Origin of the sequence: Bradyrhizobium sp. cf659, from assembly GCF_900113725.1 — a bacterium.
Taxonomy (GTDB): Bacteria; Pseudomonadota; Alphaproteobacteria; order Rhizobiales; family Xanthobacteraceae; genus Bradyrhizobium.
This window is the reverse complement of record NZ_FOQJ01000001.1, coordinates 949,830-974,188: the sequence shown is the minus strand read 5'-3', so window position 1 is coordinate 974,188 and position 24,359 is coordinate 949,830. Positions and strand designations below refer to the sequence as shown.

The following is a 24,359-nucleotide window of genomic DNA, read 5'->3' as shown; positions in this document are numbered from 1 at the left end:
CATGTTACTCCGCCGCTGCGATCGGCCTCGTCAACACCGCGTTATCTTGACGCGAACCGGCAGCCACTTCGCTCGAAAGCGCCCTAGTAAAGGCGGACGATGAAATCGGTGCCTTCGCCGGTCTCGCCCTGGTTGATGCCCTGGTCGGAGACGATGATCGAGCCGCCAGAGGTCAGCATCTCGTTGATCTTCGCGATGGTGTCGGCGGGGATCGCGATGCGGTCGAGTGCCTCGGCCGGGCTGTCCGGCGTAATCACCGGCTTTGCGGCGACGGGAATCACGGCGGCGCCACGCTGGCGGCGCGTCACGCGGCTGTCATCGTCGCGCGCGGCGGAGCGAGCAGAGACGGGCAGCGACACCACCGACCAATGCAATGCATTGGCGTCGGTCTTGTCCACTTCGGCGGTGAAGACATGCGTGCCGAGCGGCCGGTCGCTGGCGGCGATCGTGACCGGCACCTCGAACAGCGGCGCGAAATTCTGCCGCACGTAGAGCTTGGAATCCTTGCGGCTGATGAAGACCGCGATCTGGCCGGCCCGCTTGGGCGCCTCCGGCTTCGCAGCGGGCGCGGGATCGGCAGCGCGGCTCTCGTCCTTCTTGGCGTCCGGCGCGGGCGCCGTAGCCGTCACGGCTGCGTCAGGCTTCTTGGCGGTGTCGGCCGCTTCAGTCTTGGCGGGCGTCTTTGCGGGCTCGGACTTCGGCGAATCTGCCGGTTCGGTCTTGGCGGCCCCGACTTTGGCGGCGGGCTTGTCGTCGGTGGCCGTGGTCGCCGTGGTTGCCTTGGGCGCTTCCGCGGAATCGGTCGGCTTCGCATCAGCGTTCGCCGGCCTGGCGGCTTCTCCCGATTGCAGCCTGGCCGCGTCAGACGCTTCGGCGGTCTTCGTCTCGGGCAGGGCTGGCGCTTCAACCTTGTCGGCCGGTGCGGCCGCTTCCTCACGGGCCGGCGCATTGCCCGTCGTCATGTCCGACATCACGGTGTGGCCGACCGACGAGCGCAGCTCGAGCACGCTGTCGGCGCTGGCGGTCCTGGTCTCGAGCGGTTTGGCTTCAGTGGTCTTGGCTTGTGCCGCGCCCTTGTCGGCCTTGTCGCCGGTGTTGGTCTGAGGCTCGACGCTGGCCGCAGGCTGCGGCGGCACGCGCAGCGAGGCGAGCAGAGGATGCGAGAAGTTTTGCGGTGACATCTGGCCGGGCGTGACGATCACGCGCGCGCCCATCTTGGTCCAATTCCACATCTTCACCGCGAACGCCATCGGCATGCGGATGCAGCCATGCGAGGCGGGATAACCCGGCAGCACGCCGGCATGCATGGCGACACCGGACCAGGTGATCCGCTGCATGTACGGCATCGGCGCGCCGCTATAGATGTTGGAGTGGTGGAATTTGTGCTTCTGGATGACGCTGAACACACCCATCGGCGTCGAGTGGCCCTTCATGCCTGTCGACACCGGGGATTCCGCGAACATACCGTTGGTGTCGTAGACCGTCACCTTCTGCCGGTCGATCGAGACGACGATGACGAGCGGCCCTTGCGGCTTGGCGCCGACCTCCTTCTCGGCAACCACGTTCTTGCCGGCCGCACCGCGCTTCTGCGGCTTCTGGCGTGCGACTTCGGGATGCCGATCCTGCCGGGAGACGTAGGACCCGTCGGAATAATCCGTCCAGTAGTAAAATGCTGCTTCCGCCTGGCTTGCCGTACCGATTGCACCCGCCGCCGCCACAATGGCGACCTGCCACAGCCGCACCGGCTTTGCAGCAGAACCGGACCCGTTCACGCTATTCATCCTCGAATCCATAATCCAAATCAGACATTAGTCTCGCAGAGGGGATACGCGTTCACCACCAAGGCGGTTCTGCCATCAGCTACATTTGTCCAAGACGTAGCAAAAAAGCCTCACGGAGCGGTAAACGGCGGCCGCGGCGGCTTGTCCGTCGCCTTCCTGTCCGGCCGTCGCGTCCCTACATTGCGGGCACTCGTTACCGGAGAACTTCATGTCATCTCGTTTCCCCGGTCTTTCCGGCATCCGCTTGAAAGGCCTTGCTTTATTCCTCCTGGCTCTGGTCGTGCCGGTGGCTTCCGCCCTGGCTGCCGACGAGCCGGATCTGATCTTCCGCCGCTCGACCGTCTTCAAATGGGTCAGCCCTAACGACAAGCTCGCGACCTACGGTCTCGACGATCCCGAGGTGGAGGGCGTCGCCTGTCATTTCACCGTGCCGGAGAAGGGTGGTTTCAAGGGCTGGCTCGGCCTTGCCGAGGAGGTCTCGGACATCTCGCTCGCCTGCCGCCAGGTCGGTCCGATCAAGTTCAAGAACAAGATGGAGCAGGGCGACGACATGTTCCGCCAGCGCCGCTCGCTGTTCTTCAAGAAGATGCAGATCGTGCGCGGCTGTGACGCCAAGCGCAACGTCCTGGTCTACATGGTCTATTCGGACAAGCTGATCGAGGGTTCGCCGAAGAACTCGACCTCGACCGTGCCGATCATGCCGTGGGGACCGGCGGACGCCAACGTCCAGAAGTGCGGCGAGTTCTTCACTCAGTGACGCCGCTGCGTTCACTCAGTGACGCGTTTGCGTTCACTCGGTGACGGCAGCGCGGCTGACGCGCGGTTTTGCGAGATGCGAGCCGGTCAGCCGCACGAACATCTGCGGCGCGGCTTCAAAGCCGCGGCTCGATTGCAGCACCATTTCGCCTGGCGAAGTGGCAGGGCTGCGAACAGGTCGTTGATCTTCGCGGTCCGTCCGCTGGTCCGCTTCGCGCCTCGTAGCGCGATCTTGCGCCATCATGATGGCCATCCCTCACGTGATCGCGCCCGGTGATCCGGGCGTCTCGGTTTCGATGGCTTGGGTCGCGGCCGAAGCGCCCCCGGTTCGACAGGGCCCAACCTTCGTTTGGCTTCTCTTCAGCAGAAAAACGTAAAACGCGTGTGAAGCGCGCAAGGCGTGCGCATGACGGCGGCCGTGCCCGGCGCATGTCCACGCTGGAACAAGGACTTGCCAGGCTACTTTGAGCTGCAGTGCAACCTGACTGAAATGATTGGCATTTTCCGAGAATTGTTTCGTCGCATCGGACCGGACGAAACAATTCTCACGGAGATGAAACCATTTTCAGCCTTTGGCGCATCACGCGCGAAACCACCCATGGTTATCAGCTTCACAACGACGACGGCGCACGGCCGGCGACGGAATTGAGGGACAAGACCATGCGCACACTCAGCTTTATCCTTGCTTTCGGTTTCGTCCTCGCCGGTTCCTCGTTCGCGGGCGCGCCCGACGGCAATCTGCCCGGTATCGGCACGTTCCAGTACAGCGGCTCGCCGGTCATCACCCCGGCACCGCAGCCGATCGTGGTCGCCGCGCGCTTCTGATCGCCAACAAGAAAAATCAGCCGGCAAAGGCCATCATGTTCCTTCGTTTTTGCGCCGCAGCGCTCGTCTCCCTTGTGACCATCACGTCCGTGCAGGCGCAGGTGCGCGCGCCCTCCAGGATCCCTGACCCTCGCAGCGAATTCGTACGTCAGTGCGCGCCGCGCATGCTCGGGCGCTGGGAGCATCCGGAGGAAGTTTGCGGTTGTCTGCATGACCATGCCGCCGCCGTCGTCGAGGACCGCGATCTGCGCGAGGCGCTGCTGCGAGGCATCACCGAAACCGGCGTGCCGACGATCGAGACCGATTGGGTGCCGACGTCCAAGCAGAGCGAGATCGGCCCGACCTTCACCAAGATCGCCAAGCCCACCTTGCAGTGCATGTTCGATCCGGCGAAGTAGCCTCTCAGATCATCATTTCGATTTTGGACCGTGCCGCGGCACGCAGGAACTCGTGCGCGCGATCCCCTTGTCGGTCATCTTCGCGCCGCGCACTTCCTTCACCTGTCCGGCCGGGCAGGTTCCGTCATCCACCAGCACACGCTGGCCAAGTTTGAGATCCACGATGTCCTGCTCGCGCCCGACGGTGCCTGCGCGTGCCGTCGAGACGAGCGCGATGGCGATCAGGAGCGAGAGGCAGGCTGCGCGGCGGAGTGACATGATGAGGGCTCCCGGAATCGATGCCGCAATGTAGGGATCGGTCGGCGATTCTGATAGCGAAGCTTCGTCACGCTCGCCGGGCCGATCTGCCGTTCACGCGCAACGCCGCACGTGATTCCCGCGCGAGCCGTTCCGCGGACGCCACGAGCTTCGGAACTGCATACCCCGAAAATCCGAGCACGAAGCCGGGCAGGGGGCGTGTGCGCGAATAGGTGTCGGCCAACAGCCAGCCTTCCGCGCCGGCAGCCTGCTTCGCCTCTGCCGCGACTGACAGATCGACCGACGGATCGAACCTTGCAACAAGATGCAGGCCCTGCGACGGCACCGGCACGGACAGCACACCGTCGGATCTGGCCTCCAGCGTCCCGGCCAGCGTGTCGCGTGCCTCGCGATAGAGCTTTCGCACCCGCTTCAGGTTTGCGGCAAAAGCGCCGGAGTTGAGCATGTCGGCCACCGCGCCTTCCATCAGAGTGCCGGGAAAGCGGTCGAGCGCGGCGCGCGCGGCCGTCACGTCGGCGATTAGGCGCTCGGGCAGCGCGCAATAACCGATGCGCAGGCCCGGAAACAGCGTCTTGGCGAACGTGCCCATGTAGATCACGCGCTGGAGATGATCGATGCCGGCCAGCGACATCAGCGGCGCGCCGTCGTAGCGGAACTCGCTGTCGTAATCGTCCTCCAGCACGAAGGCGCCGGCCTGCCTGGCCCAGTCGAGCAGCTCGAGCCGACGCGGCATCGACATCTGCACGCCCAGTGGAAACTGGTGCGACGGCGTCACATAGGCCGCGCGCGCGGACGGCGCCGCCATGCGGCCCCTGGCGATACGCATCCCGTGCTCGTCGACGGGGACGGCCACGGCGCGATAGCCGCAATGCGCGATGGTCTTGCGTGCGGCGGGGTAACCTGGGTCCTCGCACCAGACCTGGTCGCCCGGCTTCAGGATCGCACTCAGCACGATGCGCAACGCGTGCAGCGTGCCTGACGTCAGCATGATCTGGTCGGGGTCGCAGCGCAGGCCGCGCGCCGACAACAGATGATCGGCGATCGCTGCACGCAGCTCGCGGCTGCCGCGCGGATCTCCATAATGCAGATGCTCGGCCCCGAACGCGCGCATGCGCCGGCCGACAAAGGCGCGGAAGCGCTGCACGGCGCGCTCGTCGATATGGGTGCAGCCGAGCGCGAACGCGCCTTGCCGCGGCGCTTCGACAGTCACCTTCGGCTTCTTCGGCTCGGCCGCGCGTGATGGGATGCGTGCGGCGACGAAAGTGCCGGAGCCGACGGTGGCGTCCGCAAAGCCGTCGGCGATCAGGCGTTCATAGGCGGTGACGACGGCGTTGCGGCGGAAGCCTGTTTGCCGCGCCAGCGTCCGCGAGGGCGGCAGCGGCTCGCCGGGCTTGACGAGGCCTGAGACGATCATCTCGCACAGTGCCTGATACAGCCGGTGCGCCGCGGACGCGCCGGCCGTGATGTGCGCCCCCGTGAGGTCGAGCGGCAGTTCGGTCTTGGCGGGCGAGGGGGAATTGGTCGGAATTTTTTGCATGGAATTGGCACTATCGCAGACCAAATCGGCCGCTACAACTGCTCTGGAATTGTTCCAATCCGACAGGAGCGGCCGTGAGCCAGACCGAGACTTCAAATTCCTATCCGACGTCCGCGCGCAACCAGGTGAAGCGCCGTCACGACCGCGGCTTCTACGATCACGACACGGTTCATCGCATCCTGGATTCCTCGATGCTCTGCCACGTCTCCTACGTGATCGACGGGCAGCCCTATTGCACGCCGACCTTCTTCTGGCGCGAGGGGACGAAGCTCTACTGGCACGGCTCGAGCGCCAGCCGCATGCTGCGCAACCAGACCAGGGGCGAGCGCGTCTGCCTCACGGTCGCCCATCTCGACAGCCTCGTTCTGGCGCGCTGCGGCTTCAACCACTCCGCCGACTATCGCGCGGTGATGGCGTTCGGTACGGCCTATCTCGTCACCGACCCCGAGGAGAAGGAGCGGGCGGTGATCGCCATGGTCGACCGCTTTTTCCCGGACCGCACCGCGAGCCTGCGGGCGAGCAGCACGCAGGAGATCAAGGCGACCTCCTTCATTGCCATGGAGATCGAGGAGGCCTCGGCCAAGATCCGCGCCAAGGGCGTCGCCGATGACGACGAGGACTATGCGTTGCCGATCTACGCCGAGCGCATTCCCGTGCGCACCGTGCTCGGCGCGCCGGAGCCGTGCCCGCGCCTGCTCGACGGCGTGACGCGCCCTGCCACGCTCAATGGCTATTCGGAAGGCCGACTGCTCGAAGATGCATTGCGGGATGCATATTTTGTGGAGTACCCGAACGGCTGAAATCGGCTAGCTTGCGCGCTCCTTGGGACCATTCGAATGCCTGGAGTTGCCTGATGAATGCCGAAACGCAGCAGAGGATTCTTGACGCCGTCGATGCCGGCTTCGAAGCCCAGCTTGCGACCACCCGCGATTTCGTTGCGATCCCCTCGACCCGCGGGGCCGAGGGGCCGTGCCAGGACATGATCGGCGACCTCCTGCGCGCGCGCGGCTACGAGGTCGACGATTGGCACATCAATGTCGACGATTTGAAGGATCTGCGCGGCTTCGGTCCGATCGAGCATGATTTCTCCAGGGCGCGCTCTGTGGTGGGCACCTACCGTCCGCAAACCAATGGCGGCAAATCGCTGATCCTCCAGGGCCACTGCGACGTGGTCCCGGCGGGCCCGCTGGAATTGTGGGACACGCCGCCATTCTCGCCCGTCATCAAGGACGGCAAGATGTTCGGCCGCGGCGCCTGCGACATGAAGTCGGGCACGATCGGCGCGCTCTATGCGCTGGATGCGATCAAGGCCGCGGGTCTCAAGCCGACGGGGCGCATTCACTTCCAGTCCGTCATCGAGGAGGAGAGCACCGGCGTCGGCGCGCTCTCGACGCTCCAGCGCGGCTACCGCGCGGACGCCTGCTTCATCCCGGAGCCGACCGGCGGCAAGATGGTGCGCTCGCAGGTCGGCGTGATCTGGTTTCGTTTGCGCGTGAAGGGCCATCCGACCCATGTCGCGTTCGCCGGCTCCGGCTCCAATGCGATCATGGCGGCCTATCATCTCGTCCAGGCCCTGCAAAAGCTCGAGATCGAATGGAACGAGCGGGCGAAGGCCGATCGCCATTTCAAGGCGCTCAACCATCCCATCAACTTCAACCCCGGCATCATCAAGGGCGGCGATTGGGCCTCCAGCGTGCCGGCCTGGTGCGACGTCGACTGCCGCATCGCGATCCTTCCGGGCTGGTCGGTGGCCGATCACCAGAAGGAGATCCTGGCCTGCGTCGCTGCCGCCTCGCGCAATCACCGCTTCCTGGCCAACAACCCGCCGGAGGTCGAATGGTCCGGCTTCCTGTCGGAGGGCTATGAGCTGACCGACGCGGCAGCGCCCGAGGCCGCATTCGGCAAGGCCTTCAACAAGGTCTATGGCGGCACCGTCGAGGACCTCGTCTTCACCGCGCTCACCGACACCCGCTTCTACGGCCTCAACCACGGTATCCCGAGCCTCTGCTTCGGCGCCAGCGGCGGCGAGATGCACGGCTTCAACGAATACGTCGATCTGGACTCGCTGAAGAAGACGACCAAGGCGATGGCTCTGTTCGTCGCGGAGTGGTGCGGGGTGGAGAAGGCGTAGGTCTCTCGACCGTCATTGCGAGGAGCTCTTGCGACGAAGCAATCCAGACTGCCCCGGCGGAAAGATTCTGGATTGCTTCGCTGCGCTCGCAATGACGGAGTGTGTTGCCAGCCCCTCGTCCCGAGGAGCGCGGAACGCGCGCCTCGAAGGATGAAGGTCCCGCCGGTGGCCTCGCCCTTCGAGACGCCGTTGCGCGGCTCCTCAGGGTGAGGGGAAATATCGTGCCGGCCCGCTGCCCAATCCACCGGCTCTCCCGAATACTTTAAGCTTAAAATAAAGACTAGGACGCGGCCGTTCCCGGTGGCAGACTGGCGCCTGATTTGTCCGCCGCACCCGAAGGGCGAAGGCGGATCGCAAGGCCTTGAGTCCGCCGAGGGAATAACGATGCGCGATTGGGATGACGCTTACGCCAATTCGGCCCATATCCCGGGCTCGGACAAGATGCCGGCGCAGTGGGCGGAGCGGGCGGCGGCCTACCGCGCCGGACTGAAGGATTTTCGCGCCGACATCGCCTATGGCACCGGTGAACGCCAGCGCTTCGACCTGGTCCTGCCCGACGGCGACAGCAAGGGCCTCGTCGTCTTCGTCCATGGCGGCTACTGGATGCGCTTCGACAAGTCGACCTGGACCGATCTTGCCGAAGGCGCGCGGCACCATGGCTGGACCGTGGCGCTGCCGAGCTATACGTTGACGCCGGCTGCGCGCATATCCGACATCACCGCTGAGATCACCGCCGCGCTCGCGAAAGCGGCCTCGCTTGTCGCAGGTCCGATTCACCTCGCCGGGCATTCGGCCGGCGGTCATCTCGTCACGCGCATGCTGTGCGATGACAGCCGGCTGGAGCCCGCCGTCTACAGCCGCATTGCCGGCACGCTCTCGATCAGCGGCCTGCACGACCTGCGGCCGCTGCTCAAGACGAAGATGAACGAGACGCTACGCATGACCATGGAGGAGGCGACGCTCGAAAGCGCGGCGCTGCATCTGCCGCGTGGGCATTCGCCCGTGACCGCCTGGGTCGGCGGCGGCGAGCGGCCCGAATTCATCCGCCAGTCCGACCTGATGGCCAATGTCTGGACCGGCTTCGACGTGCCGACGCGCCTCGTCGTCGAGCCGGCGCTGAACCATTTCACCGTGATCGACGGGCTCAAGGATCCGTCGTCGCAGATCACCGCGCGCCTGATCGGCCTCGACTGAGCAGGCCGGGTATGATCGATCGAGAGGGCCAGCCATGACGTCCAGCGATTACGATCCTGCAAACGAAGGCGCCGAGACCGACTTCGCCCGGCGCATGTCCTATGGCGATTATCTGGCGCTGGACGCGATCCTCGGCGCGCAGCATCCGCTGTCGGAGGCGCACGACGAGATGCTGTTCATCATCCAGCATCAGACCACCGAGCTGTGGATGCGGCTCGCCATCCACGAGCTCAGCGCCGCGCGCCGTGCCATCGCCCGGGACGAGGTGCAGCCCGCGATGAAGATGCTGGCGCGGATGTCGCGCATCTTCGAGCAGCTCAACGGCGCCTGGGACGTGCTGCGCACGATGACGCCGAGCGAATATACTCGCTTCCGCTCGCAGCTCGGCCAGTCCTCGGGCTTCCAGTCACGCCAGTACCGGCTGATCGAGTATCTGCTCGGCAACCGCAACCACGCCATGCTGAAGCCGCACGCGCACGATGTCGAGACGACGAAGCTGCTCGAAGCCGAGCTCGCGACGCCGAGCCTCTATGACGAGGTGCTGCGGCTCGCCGACCGCAACGGGCTCAAGATGCCGGCCGCGGTGCTATCGCGCGATGTCCGCGAGACCCACAGCTTCAACGAGGGCGTACTACAGGCCTGGCGTGTCGTCTATGAGGCGCCGGAGACGCACTGGATGCTGTACGAGCTCGCCGAGAAGCTGGTCGATTTCGAGGATTATTTCCGGCGCTGGCGCTTCAACCATGTGACGACGGTCGAGCGGGTCATCGGCTTCAAGCGCGGCACCGGCGGCACCGGCGGCGTCAGCTATCTCAAGCGCATGCTGGAGATCGAGCTGTTCCCCGAGCTCTGGCGCGTCCGCACCATTCTCTAGAGATGTCCATGACCAAGTCGAAGCTTCGCGTCTATGACGACACCAAGGCGCTGTTCCATCTGCCTGACGGCGTGATCTATCTCGACGGCAATTCACTCGGCGCGCTGCCGCTGGGCGTTGCCGAGCGCGTCAACCGCGTCATCACCACCGAGTGGGGCAACGAGCTGATCCGGGCCTGGAACAGCGCGGGCTGGTATGCCCAGCCGCGCCATGTCGGCGACCGCATCGCCCGGCTGGTCGGCGCGGAAGCCGGCTCGGTGATGGTCGGAGACACTCTGTCGCTCAAGGTCTACCAGGCGCTCGCTGCTGCGCTCGACATGAACGCATCGCGCAAGATCGTCCTGTCGGACACCGGCAATTTCCCGACCGACCTCTACATGGCCGAAGGCCTGATCGCGACGCTCGGGCGCGGGCATCAATTGCGTCTGGTCGCACCGGAGGAGATCGAGGCTGCGTTGTCGGAGGAGATTGCGGTCCTCTACATCACCGAGGTCGATTACCGCACCGGCCGCCGCCACGACATGGCGAAGCTGACGGCGAAAGCCCATGCGCTCGGCATCGTCACCGTCTGGGATCTCGCGCATTCGGCCGGCGCGCTGCCGGTCGATCTCGCCGGCTCAGGTGCCGATTTCGCCGCCGGATGCACCTACAAGTACATCAACGCCGGTCCCGGCGCGCCGGCCTTCCTCTACGTTGCGCCGCGCCACGCCGACAGCGCGCGCGCCGCGCTGTCGGGCTGGATGGGCCACGCAAAGCCGTTTGCGTTTGAACTCGCCTATGTCGCGGCCGGCGGCATCGAGCGCATGCGTGTCGGCACCCCGCCGGTGCTGGCGATGGCGGCGCTGGAGGCTTCGCTCGACATCTGGGACCGCGTCGATATCGCCGAGGTCCGCGCGCGCTCGCTGGCGCTCGGCGACCTCCTGATCGCCGAGGTCGAGCGCCGCTGCCCGTCCTTGAAGCTGGTGACCCCGCGTGCGCATGAGCGCCGCGGCTCGCAAGTTTCCTTCGCCTTCGATGGCGGCTACGCCGCCATGCAGGCCCTGATCGCCCGCGGCGTCATCGGCGATTTCCGTGCACCCGACATCATGCGGTTCGGCCTCACGCCGTTGTATATCGGCGAGAGCGAAGTGATGAGGGCGGCGGAGATCATCGAGGAGGTGATCGCAGGCGAGGTGTGGCGGCGGCCGGAATATCAGGTCGTGAATGCGGTGACGTGAGAAAGGGCGCCTGGCTCGACGTCATTGCGAGGAGCCCTTGGCGAGGAGCCCTTGCGACGAAGCAATCCAGAGTCCCTCCGCGGAGACGCTCTGGATTGCTTCGCTCGCAATGACGGAGGAAAGATCAGGAGCGTTCTCCCCACAGCGCCTGCACGATCGCATCCAGCCCATCCGTCAGCGCGGCCGGTCCCGGCTGTAGGATGATCGGCGACTTGATCTCGACGATGCGGTTGTCGCGCACGGCCGGAATCTCGCTCCAGCCGTCGCGCGCGCGGATGCGGGCAGGCACGACTTTCTTGCCGCACCATGATGCGAGGATCACGTCGGGGGCTGCCTTACACACGTCGTCCGCCGACACGATACGATCCTTCGCCGCCTGCCGATGCCGCAGCTCCGGAAAGACATCCTCGGCCCCGGCGATCTCGATCAGCTCGGACACCCAGCCGATGCCGGAGATCAACGGATCGTCCCACTCCTCGAAATAAACCTTTGGCCGCGGCGAGGAGCGGGGCGTTGCGGCGATCGCGGCGAGACGCTGTTCGAACCCTTGGGCGAGTTCCTCGGCGCGCTTGGCGGCGCCGACCAGCGCGCCCAGCGTCCGGATCATCGCCAGGATTCCCGCAACGTCGCGCTGATTGAAGACGTGGACATCGACGCCGGCACGCACGAGATCGGCGACGATACCGGCCTGGAGATCGGAGAAGGCGAGCGCCAGGTCCGGTTCCAGCGCCAGGATCTTTGGAATGTCGGCCGAGACGAAGGCCGACACCCGTGGCTTCTCGCGCCGCACCTGGGGCGGGCGCACGGCGTAGCCGGAGACGCCGACGATGCGGTCCTGCTCGCCGAGCAGATAGAGCGTTTCGACCGTCTCTTCGGTCAGGCAGACGATGCGGCGGGGAGGGAAGTGACGCATGGGAGCAGCATATGCACAAATGCGGGCGTCGATGTCAGCATGGCCATGACCTCGGACGTCATTGCTTTGCCGCGCGAAGCAATTCACGCTGAGACAACAACAAATTGGGAGGATATCCGATGACGCCGCTCGAGAAACTTAAAGCGATGAAGATGCCGTTCGCCGAGCTCAAGGGCGTCGAATTCGTCGAGGCCGAGAAGGACCGCGTGGTGGCACGGATGACCGTCAGGCCAGATCTCTGCACCCTCCACAACACCATCCACGGCGGCGCTGTGATGGCGCTGGCCGATTCCGTCGGCGCGGCGGCGACCGTGATCAACCTGCCCGAGGATGCCAAGGGCACGACGACGCTCGAGAGCAAGACCAATTTCATCGGCGGCGCCAAGGAGGGAACCACGGTCATCGCCACCGCCACCCCGGTTCACCGGGGCCGACGCACCCAGGTCTGGACCACCCGGCTCGAAACCGAGGACGGCAAGCTGGTGGCCGTGGTGACGCAGACGCAGCTGGTCCTCGTATGATTACGGGGCCTTGATTTTGTTAACGAAATAGTCGTTCCCGATGCCCGAAACTTGGGCAGGTTCCCGTCTTGAAAATTATGGTGCGATGCACAACATAGGGGTCCTAGGGATTCGAACGCCTCCTCGAGGGACACCAAGAGGAGTTTTGACGTGGTACTTGAAGAGACCGTCCGCACCGCCTCGGGCTATGTGCGGACCCTGATCCAGCAGGAAGAATTGCCGCTCCTGCGCGATCACCTGCTGAGGCTCGATGCCGAAAGCCGGCATGATCGTTTCAACGGTTTTCTCGACGACAGCTTCATCGAGCGTTACGCCGCCCGCTGTGCCGAGGACGGCACCGTGATCGTCGCCTATATCGTCGACGGCGTGGTCCGCGGTGCGGCCGAGCTGCATCCGCCGGAGCACGATTCGCTGCCTGAAGTCGCCTTCAGCGTGGAGGCCTCTGCGCGCCGCAAGGGCGTCGGCAGCGTGCTGTTCCGCCGCCTGATCGCGGAAGCGCGCTGGAAGGGCTACAAGCATCTGCGCATCACCACCGGCGCCGAGAATCACGCGATGCGGGCGCTTGCCCGGAAGTTCGGCGCGCATCTCGCCTTCCGCCACGGCGAATCGACCGGCACGATCGATCTGGCCAAGACGCCGGAAGCCGAGCTGGCCGATCTCGCCGCCGCGCCGTTCACGGCCGGGCGCGCGCTGCTCAGCTTCAACTCGACCTGTTGGAAGATCATCTCCAGCATGTACGGCAATCGCGCCGCCTGAATCAAAAAGCGGACCGGCAAAACCGGTCCGCTTTTGTATTGGGGGGGCGTGGATGAGGCGTTCAGGTGCCGGTGCGCGTGCCGGTGCCGAACCGGCGGACGACGCGGCGTTCGACCACGACGGAGCGCTGTGCGCCCTGTTCGCCGGCGATCACGCGCGTGGCGGTGACGCGGCTGTTGGTGCGGGCCAGCTTCTTCACCTCGGCCTGCACGACATCGAGCGGCATCCCCATCAGAGCTGCGGCGATCTCGGCCTGCTGCTCCTGGTCGTCGGTGATGCCGACGGCGGCGAAGATCGCCTCGTCCAGGGTGGGCGGATCGTGACGCACGCGCCGCGTGCCGTACTTGGTATTCCAGTCTGCGCTCATGTGGGCCTCGTTTCGATCCGGGATACCTAGTGCCGCCTATGTTGCATTGCAATATGAATTTGGTGTGGCATCTCAGCTATTCACGGCTTGCATCGATCCTGTGTCAGGCCGGTGACAGAGCACCTGCGCCCACCTCGATCCGTTGCTGCGGCCAGCGCTTCAGCGCGGCGTGTCCAGCCTCGGTGAGCCCGTAGATTCCCCGGTCCGCGCGCTCAAACCAGCCATACACATTGTTAAGCAAGATCTTGCCGGCATCGGGACACCGCTCGCGCAGCTCGCGCACGCGGCGTGGGCCGTCGGCGAGCGCCGAGGCGCAGGCCAGCGCCTGCTGCCGATAGGCGGTCATGATCGGCGCGCGGGTGCTGCCGCCCAGCACCGGATCGCCCTGGCGGCGCTGATGCTCGGCAACGAGGCGCGAGCGCTTCTTCGGCTCGCGTCGCGGCGCCGCGGTCGGCGGCTTCACCAGCACCTCGACCTGGCCGCGGTCGGTGACCCCCAGCATACCGAAGCCGAGGCGGCGACAGAGATTGCGATAGCGCGCATCGCTCTCGCGCCCCTTGCCGCGGATCGACATCTTGGCGGCAATCCAGACCTCGTCGCCGGCCGGCGCGCGGTCGACCGCCTGGAGGATCAGCTCGAGATTGAAGGCGAGCTTGAGCTCGCCGATCACCACCACCGGCGGGTCGCCGGCGCTGAGGCCCACGAGATCGCAGCCGCCAATCTCGCCCTTGACCGTGAAGCCGAGCTCTTCGAGGAAGCGTTTGACGGGCAGGTAGAGCGCGGTTTCCACAGGTGTTCCGATCGGAGAATCAATTCCGGGCAGTTTAGCCCGGATCGGACTCGGGGCTCTCTGCCATTTGATCGGGAACAGATGGTCCGGCTATCCTGCGGGCGGGACAGTCGGGCGCTTGACGCAGATGACAATCAGGAACGGGCTCTATCACATCCGCATCCAGATGCTGGATGGTGTCCAGGGCGGCGACCAGGGCGTCATGGTGCTGCGCGACGGCACCATGCGGGGCGGCGATTCATTCTTCTTCGCCTATGGCAGCTACACCTCCGCCGACGGCAAGTGGAAGGGCGAGCTGACCAACGAGGAGCACTCGCCCTCGTTCGACGAGCGCCCGGTGTGGGGCCGCAAGGTCGTGACCATCGGATTCAGCGGCACCTATACCGACGAGACCGCCTATGGCGAGGGCATCGCGCTCGCCGGCAAGCAGAGCATCCGCTTCAAGGGCGATCTGCGGCTCTTGGTGCCGGATTGATCACACCCGCCCGCTGACCGGGATCAGCGCGCCGGTGACGCCGCTCGCCGCGTCGCTGGCGAGGAACAGGATGACTTCAGCAAGCTCCTGCGGCGTCACCCATTTGGCGAAGTCCGCCTTCGGCATGTCGGCGCGGTTGGCCCTGGTGTCGATGATCGACGGCAGCACCGCGTTCACCGTCACCTTGCCCTTCCACTCGCTCGCCAGCGCCTCGGTGAGGCGATGCACGCCGGCCTTCGACGCCGCATAGGGGCCCATGCCATTGCCGGCCTGGAGCGCGCCCATGGCGCCGATGTTGACGATGCGGCCGGCGCTGGACGCGGCGAGATGCGGCAGCGCCGCGCGCGAGGCGTTGAGCGCGGTCAGCACGTTGAGTGCGTACATGCGCTGCCACGTCGTGATGTCGCCGTCGCCGACGGTCTCGAATGCAAAGCCGCCGGCGATGTTGATCAGCGCGTCGAGCCGGCCGAAGTGCTTCGCCGCCGCATCAACCGCCGTCTTCGCCTGCGCCGCGTCGGACAGATCGACGCCGCCGATCTCGATGCGCCCGGGCGTTGCTGACAGTTGCGAGGGCGCGTAATCGATGCCGGCGATCCGTGCGCCGCGAGACTGCGCGACCTCCGCAACCACTTTGCCGAGAGCGCCGAGCGCGCCGGTGACGACAATGACTTTTCCCTGCACGATGCTCTCCGTCGGTTGAACCTGCCCCGACTATTGCGCGGGCCGAATTGGACTTGCAATGGCGGCGGCTTCAAGGCTGAATGAGTGCTGCAACTTTGGATAGCAGGAGGGTGTCGGTATGTCCGAAAGTCCGCCGGCAGTGGACATGCCCCAAGACATCATCAAGCTCGAACATCCGCTGCGAAACTTCTTCGACGCGCTGCGTGGACAGGAGCCGGTTCGTATCGTGGCGATGGGGTCGTCCTCCACGGCTGGGCGGGCGGACGTCGTGCCTTACCCTTATCGTCTCGAGATGTATCTAAGGCAGCATTACGCCGAACCATTACCGAACGTGCGGATCGACGTATTAAACCGCGGCAAGGGTGGGCAGGAGGCGCCGGAAGAACTAAAGCGCTTCAAGTCCGACATCTTTCCCGACGGCCCCTCGCTGGTGCTTTGGCAGATCGGAACCAACGCGGTTTTTCACAAGGATCAGTACAAGTTCGAGGATGTCGTCGACGCGATCACCGAAGGGGTGCACCAATTGCTTCAGTCGCGTGAGCGTCCGATGGACATCGTGTTGGTCGATCCGCAATACGTGACTGCCATGCTCCGCGACGACAAGGCGGAGCTCTCGGAAAAGATAGTGTTGGCAATCCGCGCGATCGCAGAAGCTGCGAAGGTGAACCTGTTTCAGCGCTGGGCGCTGATGCGGCATTGGCATGTGCAGAACGGCGTGTCATTCGACCAACTGCTCGATCCCACGGATCGTCCCGACATGCTTCATCAGAGCGACTGGAGCACGCTCCAGGTTTCCAAGGCCCTGTGCCAGGCGATCACCGACGCTGTTCCGCCGGGGAGATGGTTGCTCGATAAAGCAACGTCCTGATCACGCTTGCAGATAGCGCGCCTTCAGTGCGGTCCGCTCTGCTGTGCCGAGCTTGAGCCCGTCGCGCAAATAGGTTTCGAGATCGCCATAGTCGCGGCCGACGGCTTCAAAAGCCGCCGCAAGATACGAGGCCTCGACGGAGCCGATCGCGTCGAGCACGTCGGCGGGAAGATCGGAAGCGTTTGACGCGTCGCGCCTGTAGTGCCGGTTGGTCAGGAGGTAGTCCTCGGCAATAATGTCATCGGCAACGCCGAGCGCATGCAGGATCAGCGCGCTGGCAAAGCCGGTGCGGTCCTTGCCGGCGGTGCAGTGGATCACGAGCGGGGCGCGGTCTTCCAGCAGATGGCCGAACAGCGCACGAAAGCTGTGCGTGTTGTGGCGGACATAGTTGCGGTAGGACTCGCGCATGAGCTCGAGCGCGACCGGCGCGGTCAACGTGCCCCGGGCGAGTTCGGCGCGCAGCGCGGCAACGACGGTCGGCTCGATCGGCAGCGAGTGCACGGTAATCTCGTTCACGACGCAGACGCCGGCCGCGCGCTCCTCCAGCCCGCGAAAATCGAACGCGCTTCTGACGCCGAGCGCGCGGACGATTTCGATGTCATCAGCGGTGAGCTGACCGAGATGGTTGGAGCGGAAGATGTGCCGCCAGCGCGTGGTGCGGCCGTGGGTGGTCGGATAGCCGCCGAGATCGCGGAAATTGCTGGCGCCTTGCAAGGCGAGGTGGCGGGCAGGGGAGTCTGACATCGGATATGCTTTTGTTATGTTGCCGGCGGATCATTACAGGGGGCGATCATGAACCGGCACAAGGCCATTGTTTTGGCGATCACCATGCTGGCGGGCGGAATCTTCGGCATGCGGCAGGCCGGTGCGCAGACGTTCCAGACCTACCGCTGCGCCGATGGTACGCAGTTCATCGTCGGGTTTTATGACGAGGACAAGCGCGCCTTCCTCCAGATCGCCGGCGAACCCGTCACGCTCGCCAGGCGGCTGGCGGTCTCTGGCGCGCGCTATTCGGGGGCGGGGATCACGCTGACGGTCGGCAAGACCGGAACGACGATCAAGCATCTGAAGCGGCCGGCGACGGCCTGCGCGGTGATCTGAACGGCGCCTGTCCCGCTGGAATCAAAAAGGGCCGAAACACCGTTGTTTCGACCCTTTTTCAAACTGCCGCCGGGCGCTTGCGAGGGCGCGGCGGTGTCAAACCAACCACAGGCATCAGCGATCCCATTTCGGCTTGGCCTCGTCGACGGCCTCCTGATGGTACCAGCTTCCGCTGCAGATGGTCTCGTTCACGGGAAGCGAGAGACGGTCGGCAGGAAGGCGGGCCTCACCATAGCGGCGACCTCCGAGAGCCGCGCGGCCCCCGGCGGGGAATTGGTAGATCTTTGCAGATCCCTCACTCAGACCATTGTTCATCATTGCGGTATCTCCTCGGGTCGAAGCGCTTGGCCTCCATGGTGCGCCCGACTCGTTCGATTGTGGTTACTGGAATCCCCATATCGGCCGCGCGCCCCGAAATGCAAAGTGCTGAAAAGGAAATCAGTTTCAGCCCATTTTCTAGGCAGCGTGCTTTCTGCATCCTCCAAGGCACCAGCTCGGTGACTAACGCTTGGGCCATTGCGAAGGTTGCTGGCGACGGGGCGAAGACTTTGCGAATATTGCCGGACGTTGATGCGCGTTTCATCGGCAACCTCCGGCACAGGCCGGGCTGCTCCAGAATCAGGCGTTTTCCGCGGGATTTTTGCGGTGCAGCTTCACGCAAAGGTGCGCCGCTATGACGCACGCCGCGGTGGACCGCCAGCCGGCGGCGGGGAGAGGCCGGCGGCAGGGGAAAACCTTCCGTAGTGCGGCCTTTTGGCACGTTAAATGCTTGTAAATGGTCGGCCGATGGTGGCCGGGTACAAACGTGCGGGGGCCCCAGGGCCCCCAACCTTTCGCATCATCTACAGAGAGGCTCAATGACCAAGTACAAGCTCGAGTACATCTGGCTCGACGGATATACGCCGACTCCGAACTTGCGCGGCAAAACTCAGATCAAGGAATTCGCGTCGTTCCCGACGCTCGAGCAGCTTCCGCTCTGGGGCTTCGATGGCTCCTCCACCCAGCAGGCCGAGGGCCACAGCTCCGATTGCGTGCTGAAGCCGGTCGCCGTCTTCCCGGACGCCGCGCGCACCAACGGCGTGCTCGTGATGTGCGAAGTCATGATGCCCGATGGCAAGACCCCGCACGCCTCCAACAAGCGCGCCACCATCCTCGACGATGCCGGCGCCTGGTTCGGCTTCGAGCAGGAATACTTCTTCTACAAGGACGGCCGTCCGCTCGGCTTCCCGGCTTCGGGTTATCCGGCGCCGCAGGGTCCGTACTACACCGGCGTCGGCTTCTCGAACGTCGGCGACGTCGCCCGCAAGATCGTCGAAGAGCATCTCGACCTCTGCCTCGCGGCCGGCATCAACCATGAAGGCATCAACGCGGAAGTCGCGAAGGGCCAGTGGGAATTCCAGATCTTCGGCAAGGGCTCCAAGAAGGCCGCTGACGAAATGTGGATGGCCCGCTACCTGATGCTGCGCCTGACCGAGAAGTACGGCATCGACATCGAGTTCCACTGCAAGCCGCTCGGCGACACCGACTGGAACGGCTCCGGCATGCACGCCAACTTCTCGACCGAGTACATGCGCACGGTCGGCGGCAAGGAGTACTTCGAGGCCCTGATGGCCGCCTTCGACAAGAACCTGATGGACCACATCGCCGTCTACGGCCCGGACAACGACAAGCGTCTGACCGGCAAGCACGAGACCGCGCCGTGGAACAAGTTCAGCTACGGCGTTGCCGACCGCGGCGCTTCGATCCGCGTGCCGCACTCCTTCGTCAACAACGGCTACAAGGGCTATCTGGAAGACCGTCGTCCGAACTCGCAGGGCGACCCATACCAGATCGCTTCGCAGATCCTGAAGACGATCGCGTCCGTGCCGGCCGAGAAGAAGGCGGTGGCCTAAGATCCTCCCGGCCCGGGCTGGGGGGCTGGCCCGGGTTGGCTTTCAATCCGCCGGAGCTGAAAGGCTCCGGCGGATTTTTTGCATTTTGATGACGGGCGTTCCTGTGGCCTGTCGACCCCGGCGGCGTGAAACTTGTCCATCGCCGTCGAAAGCGGGATAGAGTGTCACTGGATGCGCGCAGGGCCGGGGACGGCTGGTGTTTGAGGGTTTCTACAAGGTGCGGTTTCAGCTCGGCGACGCCGTTGGCCGGAGCGTGATGCATGCCGGCAATGGCAAGATGCTCGGCGGCAATTCGGCCTTCGCCCATATCGGCACCTACGAGAAGACCGACGACGGCGTCGACATCGTCATCAAGACGGTCCGCCACAACCCCGATCCGAACTACCGCGCCATGGCCGGCACCGATGATGCAACCTTGCTGGCGAAAGGCTGGGCCGACGGCGATCTCTATCGTTTCAAGGGCGAGCTGAAGGAGCTGCCGGGCGTTCCCTTTCAGTCGGTGATGACGCCGATCACGGAGGACGAGGTGCCGATCGCCGGCGGCGTCGGCGAGGGCGGCATCGCCGACGGCCTCTATTCCATCCACCTGCGCATGCTCGATGGCGTCGATGGCGGTCTCACCGGCGTGATGCTGCTCAACCAGGGCCGCATTCTCGGCGGCGATGCCTCGTTCTACTATCTCGGCAGCTACACCGCCGCGAACGGCCGCTGGAAGGGCCAGATCCTCAATCAGGAGCACACGCCGGCCAAGGACGATCCGATCTTCGGCGGCCATGAGGTTGGCATCGGCTTCTCCGGCAGTTACGACGCGGAGCAGGCGGTGCTGGAGGCAACGGCGCTCGCCGGCAAGCGCAGCCTGCGCCTGACCGCCGCGCTCAAGCTGATGCACCGCGCCTGATCTCATCCGGGAAGACACATGGAAAAGACCATCCGCATGCTTTCGACGCTCGGCCTGATGGGCGCGATGCGCAGCCTGTCGTCCGCCTTCGAGACCGCCAGCGGCATCCACGTCGATGCCGACTTCGCGCCGACCCTGGCGCTGCTCAAGCGGCTGCGCGACGGCGAGGCCGCCGATCTCGTCATCCTCACGCGCGAGGGCCTCGACGAGGTGATCGGCGAGGGCCGTGTGATCGCCGAGAGCGCGGCCGATCTCGCGCGCTCCTTCGTCGGCATTGCCGTGCTTGCAGGGCAGGCGCATCCCGACATCGCGACCGAAGCCGCCTTGCGCAAGACGCTGCTTGCGGCGCGGTCCGTCGCCTATTCGCGGCTGGGCGCGAGCGGCGTGTACTTCGCCCAGCTGATCGTGCGGATGGGGATCGCGGCCGACATCAACGCCAAGGCCACCATCGTCGAACAGGGCTTTACCGCCGAGCGGCTCATCAGCGGCGAGGCGGATCTGGCCGTGCAGCAGATCAGTGAGCTGAAGCAGGTCGACGGCATCGAGGTCGTCGGCCCGGTCCCGCACGATTTGCAGACACCGGCCGTGTTCTCCGCCGGCCGCATGGTGAACGCGAAACATGCCGAAGCCGCGGACCGGCTGCTGCGCTACCTCGCATCGCCGGAGGTCGTGCCCGTTCTGCGTCAATCGGGACTCGAGCCTTGAATTTGCCGGGGCGGGGACGCAACGTGGTGCCCATGCGGACCTATCTTCTTGCCATTCTCCTCGCGCTTGCCGCGCCCCTCGCGGCGCATGCGCAATCGGCCGACCTCGTCCTGTGCGACCGGGTTGCGGCCGATCCCAGCGACCCCGACAAGCCGGCTGACGTGAAGGGCGTGGCGGAGGTCGCTGCCTCCGACGTCGCGACGGCCATCAGGTTCTGCAAGCAGGCCGCGCCATCCTCGCGGCGCGCGATGTTCGCGCTCGGCCGCGCCTACGCGGCCAACCGGCAGACGGCGGAGGCGATCGCCGCCTGGCGCAAGGCGGCCGACAAGGGATCGAGCGCGGCCATGGTCGAGCTCGGCGTGCTCTACGGCACCGGCGCCGGCGTTGCAAAGGATGAAGCGCAGGCGCGCAAACTGTTCGAGAAGGCGGCGCAGGCCGGCAATCCCCGCGGCGTCAGCAATCTTGCCGCGCTCGGCAGCGCCGGTGGTGCCGCGCGGGCCGATCCCGCGCAGGCGCGCGCGCTGCTGGGCAAGGCCGCCGAGACCAACGCGGAGGCGCAGTATCAGCTCGGCCTGATGCTGTCCGAGGGCACGGGCAGTGCGCAGGACGACGTCGCGGCGCGCGCGCTGTTCGAGAAGGCGGCCGCGCAAAACCATCCCGGCGCGCTGGAGCGGATGGGCGCCTTCGCGCAGGAAGGCCGCGGCGGTGCGAAGGACAAGGATGCCGCGAAAGCCTATTACGAGCGCGCCGCAGCCCTTGGCGACGAGGACGCCAAGAAGGCGTTGGAGCGGCTGCGCTGCCCCTACGCGATCAAGGACAAGCAGGGCAAGCTCGTCACCACGCTGTGCTTCTGATCAAACAGCAAGTTTGATTGAACTCGGTGTTGGCCGAGAAGCTCGTCCACCTCTCCCGTAGGGAGAGGTCGGATCGCATCTATAGATGCGGTCCGGGTGAGGGGTTTCAGTCTCACTGTGCGCCGCAGCCCCTCACCCGGATTGCTACGCAATCCGACCTCTCCCCGTCGGGGAGAGGTGGAGGCTTTCGCTTTGTCGCCTCAGCTCACTTCATGTAGTAGGCGAGATTGTTGCGGGCGTCGCGATAGGTCGACTCGAGAAAGTCGGGATATTCTGCGGCGGCCTGCGCCACGGCGCGTACGACGCAGTCCCAGAAATCGCCGTCCCATTTGAAATGCGCTTCGGCCGCGCCCTCGAATTTGACGGCGGCGATGATGGCCTGCCTGATCGCGTCGTCATCGGCACGCGGATGGGCGCGCTTCAGGTAACCGAACGTCGGCCCTTCATGGGCATGGTCGCGGTCGTAGCGGTATTTCGCCCTGAGCTGCTCCGGCGTGAGGGTGCGATTGATGCGGACCTCGTCGGCGGCCGGACGCCCTTCGATCGAATCCAGTCGGTAGCGCCAGCGCCAGAGTTCGAACGCGGCATCGAGCAGCGGTTGCTTCGCCGCGCTGGCGATGAAGCCTTCGATCTGCTCTTCGGCGGATGGTTCGGTCCGGTTCATGCCCCTTTGTCGCGTGCTTGCGCCGGCGGGTTCGAAGGACTGTCAAAGGGCAGGAACCAGCTCCGCCAAGCGCTGTTGAGATCACGACAAGCGGGAGGCCCGATCATGATCCGCAAACTGGCATCCGGCGAGTATCGCCTTTACTCGCGCAAGGTGAATCCGAAGACCGGCAAGCGTCGTAACCTCGGCACCTTCAAGAGTCGCGCAGCAGCCGAGAAGCACGAGCGCGAGGTGCAGTATTTCAAGCGTCACTAGCGCGTGGCGGGGAGCCGCGACCCCGCAAGACAAAAAAGTCGAAAAACAACCCCATGCACAGTAGCCCGGGCGCTGAAATCGCAGCGGAATCCCGTGCTGCTGATTTTACGAAATTCGTTTGACCCGTCGGGCAAGACAGGGGTATGGTGGCATCATGGCAGGAACGGGTCCGCGAGCAGCTCTGCGCGCAAAAGCCGGATGGCCTTGGTGCGGCGGCAGTGCTAGGTAGCCTCGCGATTCCTTTCCGATTTTGCGGGTTCATTGCGTTGCTGGACGGACTCTACAAGGTTGAATACGGCGTCAACGACGCGTTCGGCCGCAGCATCATGTGCCTGCATGACGGCAAGATGCTGGGCGGAAATTCGGGATTTGCGCATCTTGGCACCTATGTCGAGCGCGATGGCGAGATCATCGCCGAGGTCATCACCGAGCGGCATAATCTGGATCCGAACTACAAGCCGCTGATGGGGGCCGATGTCGCCTCGATCGGCGCACGCGGACGGCTGCATGGCAACCAGATCCGTCTCGAGGGCGGCGCGGACACCATGCCAGGCGCAAGATTCTGGGCCAATCTCACCCGGCTCGACGACGAGGCGCTGCCTCCGAGCGGTGCGGTTGGTCAGGGCGGGATCGCCAACGGGCTCTATGGGATGAGCCTGCGCGCGCTCGACGGCGTCGAGGCCGGGCTCTCCGGCGTGATGCTGCTGATCGACGGGCGCATCCTCGGCGGCGATGCGTTCTTCTACTATCTCGGCTCGTACTCTTCGGCGGACGGCCGGTGGAAGGGTGAGATCCTGAACCAGGAGCACACGCCGGCCAAGGGCGAAAATCCCGTGTTTGGCGGCTATGAGGTCGGGATCGGCTTTTCCGGGACCTGCACGGCGGATAGCGGCGAACTCGAAGGCATCGCGCTCGCCGGCAAGCGCAGCCTGCGCCTTGCGGCCTCGCTCAAGCTGATGCGAAGGGCGTAGGGCGGATACTCCATAGAAACTACGTCCGCTGCCCTAAAAAGCGGACATCGAAGGTGTTCTGGATCAACGGCGTCCTCGGGCCAACAGCAGGGGGCTGCCGCCAAGTCGCGCCTGTTTGCGAGTGTTTGCAGCGCAGTTTTCGTCCGCTGGTTGCATGGATGATGATTCTGATATAGTTTTAGGCTGATTTTGAGTTTTTGCTTTTTTTGCCTGTTAATTTTACTTACCGGGTATTGGTAATGATTTACCAGAACGTCGACAGAATTGCTGTCGGTATGCGTTTCAAGATGAGCGAGCTTGGTACCGCTCGATGCCCAGAGCTTGCCGACCGGAGTGGCATCGTCATTGACGTGAGCCGTCGTACCACAGGCATCACCGTGCTGTTGGATGGCGCCCGAAGACCAACTTGCCTGCACAGGGACTTCATATCGCCCATCTCGGACGGGGAGGTCACCGCACCTTCTATCGCTTCAGACGAGTGAGGGTCCGTGATGTTTTCAAAACCGCGCGAATGGTCGAGGCACGAGGCGCAGCGATTGACGGCTCTCGCGCGTCAGAAAACCTGCGCCGGCGACATAGCCCGTGAGCTTGATCGCCATGTCACTTCAGTCAGAAAGAAGGCACGCGAACTCGGCTTGCTGCTCCCGAAGCGGGCCGACCTCTCGCGACTACGTGGG

The 24,359-nt window shown here is 64.8% G+C and carries 31 protein-coding genes; 20 read left to right on the top strand and 11 right to left on the bottom strand.

Annotated elements, in window-relative coordinates:
* Positions 1 to 83 precede the first annotated feature (83 nt).
* Positions 84 to 1,781 carry a L,D-transpeptidase gene (locus BM118_RS04875; RefSeq protein WP_177234018.1) on the bottom strand — a complete coding sequence of 566 codons (1,698 nt, stop codon included), beginning with the start codon at positions 1,779 to 1,781 and terminating at the stop codon, positions 84 to 86.
* A 208-nt stretch (positions 1,782 to 1,989) separates the two neighbouring features.
* Here BM118_RS04875 and BM118_RS04870 point away from each other — a divergent pair, with 208 nt between their 5' ends.
* The 4 genes from BM118_RS04870 (at position 1,990) to BM118_RS04860 (ending at position 3,760) form a co-directional block, all read left to right on the top strand.
* Positions 1,990 to 2,538, top strand: a complete 549-nt coding sequence (locus BM118_RS04870; protein WP_092182725.1) for a CreA family protein — start codon at positions 1,990 to 1,992, stop codon at positions 2,536 to 2,538.
* A gap of 405 nt (positions 2,539 to 2,943) precedes the next feature.
* Positions 2,944 to 3,186, top strand: coding sequence for a hypothetical protein (locus BM118_RS39955; protein ID WP_143099421.1), 243 nt, complete (start codon positions 2,944 to 2,946; stop codon positions 3,184 to 3,186).
* An 11-nt stretch (positions 3,187 to 3,197) separates the two neighbouring features.
* Entirely contained in the window at positions 3,198 to 3,362 is a 165-nt protein-coding gene (locus BM118_RS41190) for a hypothetical protein (protein ID WP_177234016.1), read from the top strand.
* A gap of 35 nt (positions 3,363 to 3,397) precedes the next feature.
* A complete protein-coding gene (locus BM118_RS04860) occupies positions 3,398 to 3,760 on the top strand; it encodes a hypothetical protein (RefSeq protein ID WP_092182721.1) in 363 nt (120 codons plus the stop codon).
* Between the two features lie 12 nt (positions 3,761 to 3,772).
* Here the strand turns inward: BM118_RS04860 and BM118_RS04855 are convergent, their stop codons facing one another.
* Positions 3,773 to 4,018 (bottom strand): DUF6719 family protein, encoded by a 246-nt coding sequence (locus BM118_RS04855; RefSeq protein ID WP_092182719.1) that lies wholly within the window; start codon positions 4,016 to 4,018, stop codon positions 3,773 to 3,775.
* 67 nt (positions 4,019 to 4,085) lie between these two features.
* The gene (gene pdxR / locus BM118_RS04850) at positions 4,086 to 5,555 is read right to left on the bottom strand and encodes a MocR-like pyridoxine biosynthesis transcription factor PdxR (protein ID WP_092182717.1); all 1,470 of its coding nucleotides are present in this window, start codon (positions 5,553 to 5,555) and stop codon (positions 4,086 to 4,088) included.
* 74 nt (positions 5,556 to 5,629) lie between these two features.
* Between pdxR and BM118_RS04845 the strand changes: the two genes are divergently transcribed.
* The 5 genes from BM118_RS04845 (at position 5,630) to kynU (ending at position 10,971) form a co-directional block, all read left to right on the top strand.
* Complete coding sequence (locus BM118_RS04845; protein WP_092182715.1) at positions 5,630 to 6,355, top strand: pyridoxamine 5'-phosphate oxidase family protein; 726 nt, start codon at positions 5,630 to 5,632, stop codon at positions 6,353 to 6,355.
* 53 nt (positions 6,356 to 6,408) lie between these two features.
* A complete protein-coding gene (locus BM118_RS04840; RefSeq protein ID WP_092182713.1) occupies positions 6,409 to 7,686 on the top strand; it encodes an ArgE/DapE family deacylase in 1,278 nt (425 codons plus the stop codon).
* 384 nt (positions 7,687 to 8,070) lie between these two features.
* Positions 8,071 to 8,880 (top strand): alpha/beta hydrolase, encoded by an 810-nt coding sequence (locus BM118_RS04835; protein WP_092182711.1) that lies wholly within the window; start codon positions 8,071 to 8,073, stop codon positions 8,878 to 8,880.
* A gap of 34 nt (positions 8,881 to 8,914) precedes the next feature.
* The gene (kynA, locus tag BM118_RS04830) at positions 8,915 to 9,754 is read left to right on the top strand and encodes a tryptophan 2,3-dioxygenase (RefSeq protein WP_092182709.1); all 840 of its coding nucleotides are present in this window, start codon (positions 8,915 to 8,917) and stop codon (positions 9,752 to 9,754) included.
* Positions 9,755 to 9,756: 2 nt separating this feature from the next.
* Complete coding sequence (kynU, locus tag BM118_RS04825) at positions 9,757 to 10,971, top strand: kynureninase (RefSeq protein WP_092182707.1); 1,215 nt, start codon at positions 9,757 to 9,759, stop codon at positions 10,969 to 10,971.
* Positions 10,972 to 11,095: 124 nt separating this feature from the next.
* Here kynU and BM118_RS04815 read toward each other — a convergent pair whose 3' ends face one another.
* Positions 11,096 to 11,884: a cobalamin-binding protein gene (locus BM118_RS04815; RefSeq protein WP_092182703.1), complete on the bottom strand. Its 789-nt coding sequence runs from the start codon at positions 11,882 to 11,884 to the stop codon at positions 11,096 to 11,098.
* 119 nt (positions 11,885 to 12,003) lie between these two features.
* Between BM118_RS04815 and BM118_RS04810 the strand changes: the two genes are divergently transcribed.
* Both BM118_RS04810 and BM118_RS04805 read left to right on the top strand, forming a co-directional pair.
* Positions 12,004 to 12,405 (top strand): PaaI family thioesterase, encoded by a 402-nt coding sequence (locus BM118_RS04810; protein ID WP_092182701.1) that lies wholly within the window; start codon positions 12,004 to 12,006, stop codon positions 12,403 to 12,405.
* A gap of 150 nt (positions 12,406 to 12,555) precedes the next feature.
* Positions 12,556 to 13,161, top strand: coding sequence for a GNAT family N-acetyltransferase (locus BM118_RS04805; RefSeq protein WP_092182699.1), 606 nt, complete (start codon positions 12,556 to 12,558; stop codon positions 13,159 to 13,161).
* Between the two features lie 61 nt (positions 13,162 to 13,222).
* Here the strand turns inward: BM118_RS04805 and BM118_RS04800 are convergent, their stop codons facing one another.
* Both BM118_RS04800 and BM118_RS04795 read right to left on the bottom strand, forming a co-directional pair.
* A complete protein-coding gene (locus BM118_RS04800; RefSeq protein WP_092182697.1) occupies positions 13,223 to 13,528 on the bottom strand; it encodes a hypothetical protein in 306 nt (101 codons plus the stop codon).
* Positions 13,529 to 13,631: 103 nt separating this feature from the next.
* A complete protein-coding gene (locus tag BM118_RS04795; RefSeq protein ID WP_092182695.1) occupies positions 13,632 to 14,318 on the bottom strand; it encodes a DUF2161 domain-containing phosphodiesterase in 687 nt (228 codons plus the stop codon).
* Between the two features lie 127 nt (positions 14,319 to 14,445).
* Here BM118_RS04795 and BM118_RS04790 point away from each other — a divergent pair, with 127 nt between their 5' ends.
* Positions 14,446 to 14,793 carry a GrlR family regulatory protein gene (locus BM118_RS04790; RefSeq protein WP_092184264.1) on the top strand — a complete coding sequence of 116 codons (348 nt, stop codon included), beginning with the start codon at positions 14,446 to 14,448 and terminating at the stop codon, positions 14,791 to 14,793.
* Here BM118_RS04790 and BM118_RS04785 read toward each other — a convergent pair whose 3' ends face one another.
* Positions 14,794 to 15,474, bottom strand: coding sequence for an SDR family oxidoreductase (locus tag BM118_RS04785; protein WP_092182693.1), 681 nt, complete (start codon positions 15,472 to 15,474; stop codon positions 14,794 to 14,796). It abuts the gene before it with no gap.
* A gap of 118 nt (positions 15,475 to 15,592) precedes the next feature.
* Here BM118_RS04785 and BM118_RS04780 point away from each other — a divergent pair, with 118 nt between their 5' ends.
* A complete protein-coding gene (locus BM118_RS04780; RefSeq protein ID WP_092182691.1) occupies positions 15,593 to 16,342 on the top strand; it encodes an SGNH/GDSL hydrolase family protein in 750 nt (249 codons plus the stop codon).
* Here the strand turns inward: BM118_RS04780 and BM118_RS04775 are convergent, their stop codons facing one another.
* Complete coding sequence (locus tag BM118_RS04775) at positions 16,343 to 17,086, bottom strand: tyrosine-protein phosphatase (protein WP_092182689.1); 744 nt, start codon at positions 17,084 to 17,086, stop codon at positions 16,343 to 16,345.
* 48 nt (positions 17,087 to 17,134) lie between these two features.
* On the opposite strand from BM118_RS04775, the gene BM118_RS04770 reads away from it, so the two are divergent.
* On the top strand, positions 17,135 to 17,443 hold the full coding sequence (locus BM118_RS04770; RefSeq protein WP_092182687.1) for an MliC family protein: 309 nt from the start codon (positions 17,135 to 17,137) through the stop codon (positions 17,441 to 17,443).
* A gap of 114 nt (positions 17,444 to 17,557) precedes the next feature.
* Here BM118_RS04770 and BM118_RS04765 read toward each other — a convergent pair whose 3' ends face one another.
* Complete coding sequence (locus tag BM118_RS04765; RefSeq protein ID WP_011086940.1) at positions 17,558 to 17,761, bottom strand: DUF2735 domain-containing protein; 204 nt, start codon at positions 17,759 to 17,761, stop codon at positions 17,558 to 17,560.
* The gene (locus BM118_RS04760; protein ID WP_177234015.1) at positions 17,739 to 18,026 is read right to left on the bottom strand and encodes a hypothetical protein; all 288 of its coding nucleotides are present in this window, start codon (positions 18,024 to 18,026) and stop codon (positions 17,739 to 17,741) included. The genes BM118_RS04765 and BM118_RS04760 overlap by 23 nt, the downstream gene beginning before the upstream one ends.
* 274 nt (positions 18,027 to 18,300) lie before the next feature.
* Here BM118_RS04760 and BM118_RS04755 point away from each other — a divergent pair, with 274 nt between their 5' ends.
* The 4 genes from BM118_RS04755 (at position 18,301) to BM118_RS04740 (ending at position 21,792) form a co-directional block, all read left to right on the top strand.
* Positions 18,301 to 19,335, top strand: a complete 1,035-nt coding sequence (locus tag BM118_RS04755) for a glutamine synthetase beta-grasp domain-containing protein (protein WP_025575433.1) — start codon at positions 18,301 to 18,303, stop codon at positions 19,333 to 19,335.
* 196 nt (positions 19,336 to 19,531) lie between these two features.
* Complete coding sequence (locus BM118_RS04750; protein WP_092182683.1) at positions 19,532 to 20,233, top strand: GrlR family regulatory protein; 702 nt, start codon at positions 19,532 to 19,534, stop codon at positions 20,231 to 20,233.
* A gap of 18 nt (positions 20,234 to 20,251) precedes the next feature.
* The gene (locus tag BM118_RS04745; RefSeq protein WP_092182681.1) at positions 20,252 to 20,938 is read left to right on the top strand and encodes a substrate-binding domain-containing protein; all 687 of its coding nucleotides are present in this window, start codon (positions 20,252 to 20,254) and stop codon (positions 20,936 to 20,938) included.
* 32 nt (positions 20,939 to 20,970) lie between these two features.
* The gene (locus BM118_RS04740; protein WP_177234014.1) at positions 20,971 to 21,792 is read left to right on the top strand and encodes a tetratricopeptide repeat protein; all 822 of its coding nucleotides are present in this window, start codon (positions 20,971 to 20,973) and stop codon (positions 21,790 to 21,792) included.
* Between the two features lie 205 nt (positions 21,793 to 21,997).
* Here BM118_RS04740 and BM118_RS04735 read toward each other — a convergent pair whose 3' ends face one another.
* Entirely contained in the window at positions 21,998 to 22,456 is a 459-nt protein-coding gene (locus BM118_RS04735) for a hypothetical protein (protein ID WP_092182677.1), read from the bottom strand.
* Between the two features lie 105 nt (positions 22,457 to 22,561).
* On the opposite strand from BM118_RS04735, the gene BM118_RS04730 reads away from it, so the two are divergent.
* The gene (locus tag BM118_RS04730) at positions 22,562 to 22,711 is read left to right on the top strand and encodes a hypothetical protein (protein ID WP_007609497.1); all 150 of its coding nucleotides are present in this window, start codon (positions 22,562 to 22,564) and stop codon (positions 22,709 to 22,711) included.
* Between the two features lie 266 nt (positions 22,712 to 22,977).
* Entirely contained in the window at positions 22,978 to 23,682 is a 705-nt protein-coding gene (locus BM118_RS04725) for a hypothetical protein (RefSeq protein WP_177234013.1), read from the top strand.
* Positions 23,683 to 24,359 lie beyond the last annotated feature (677 nt).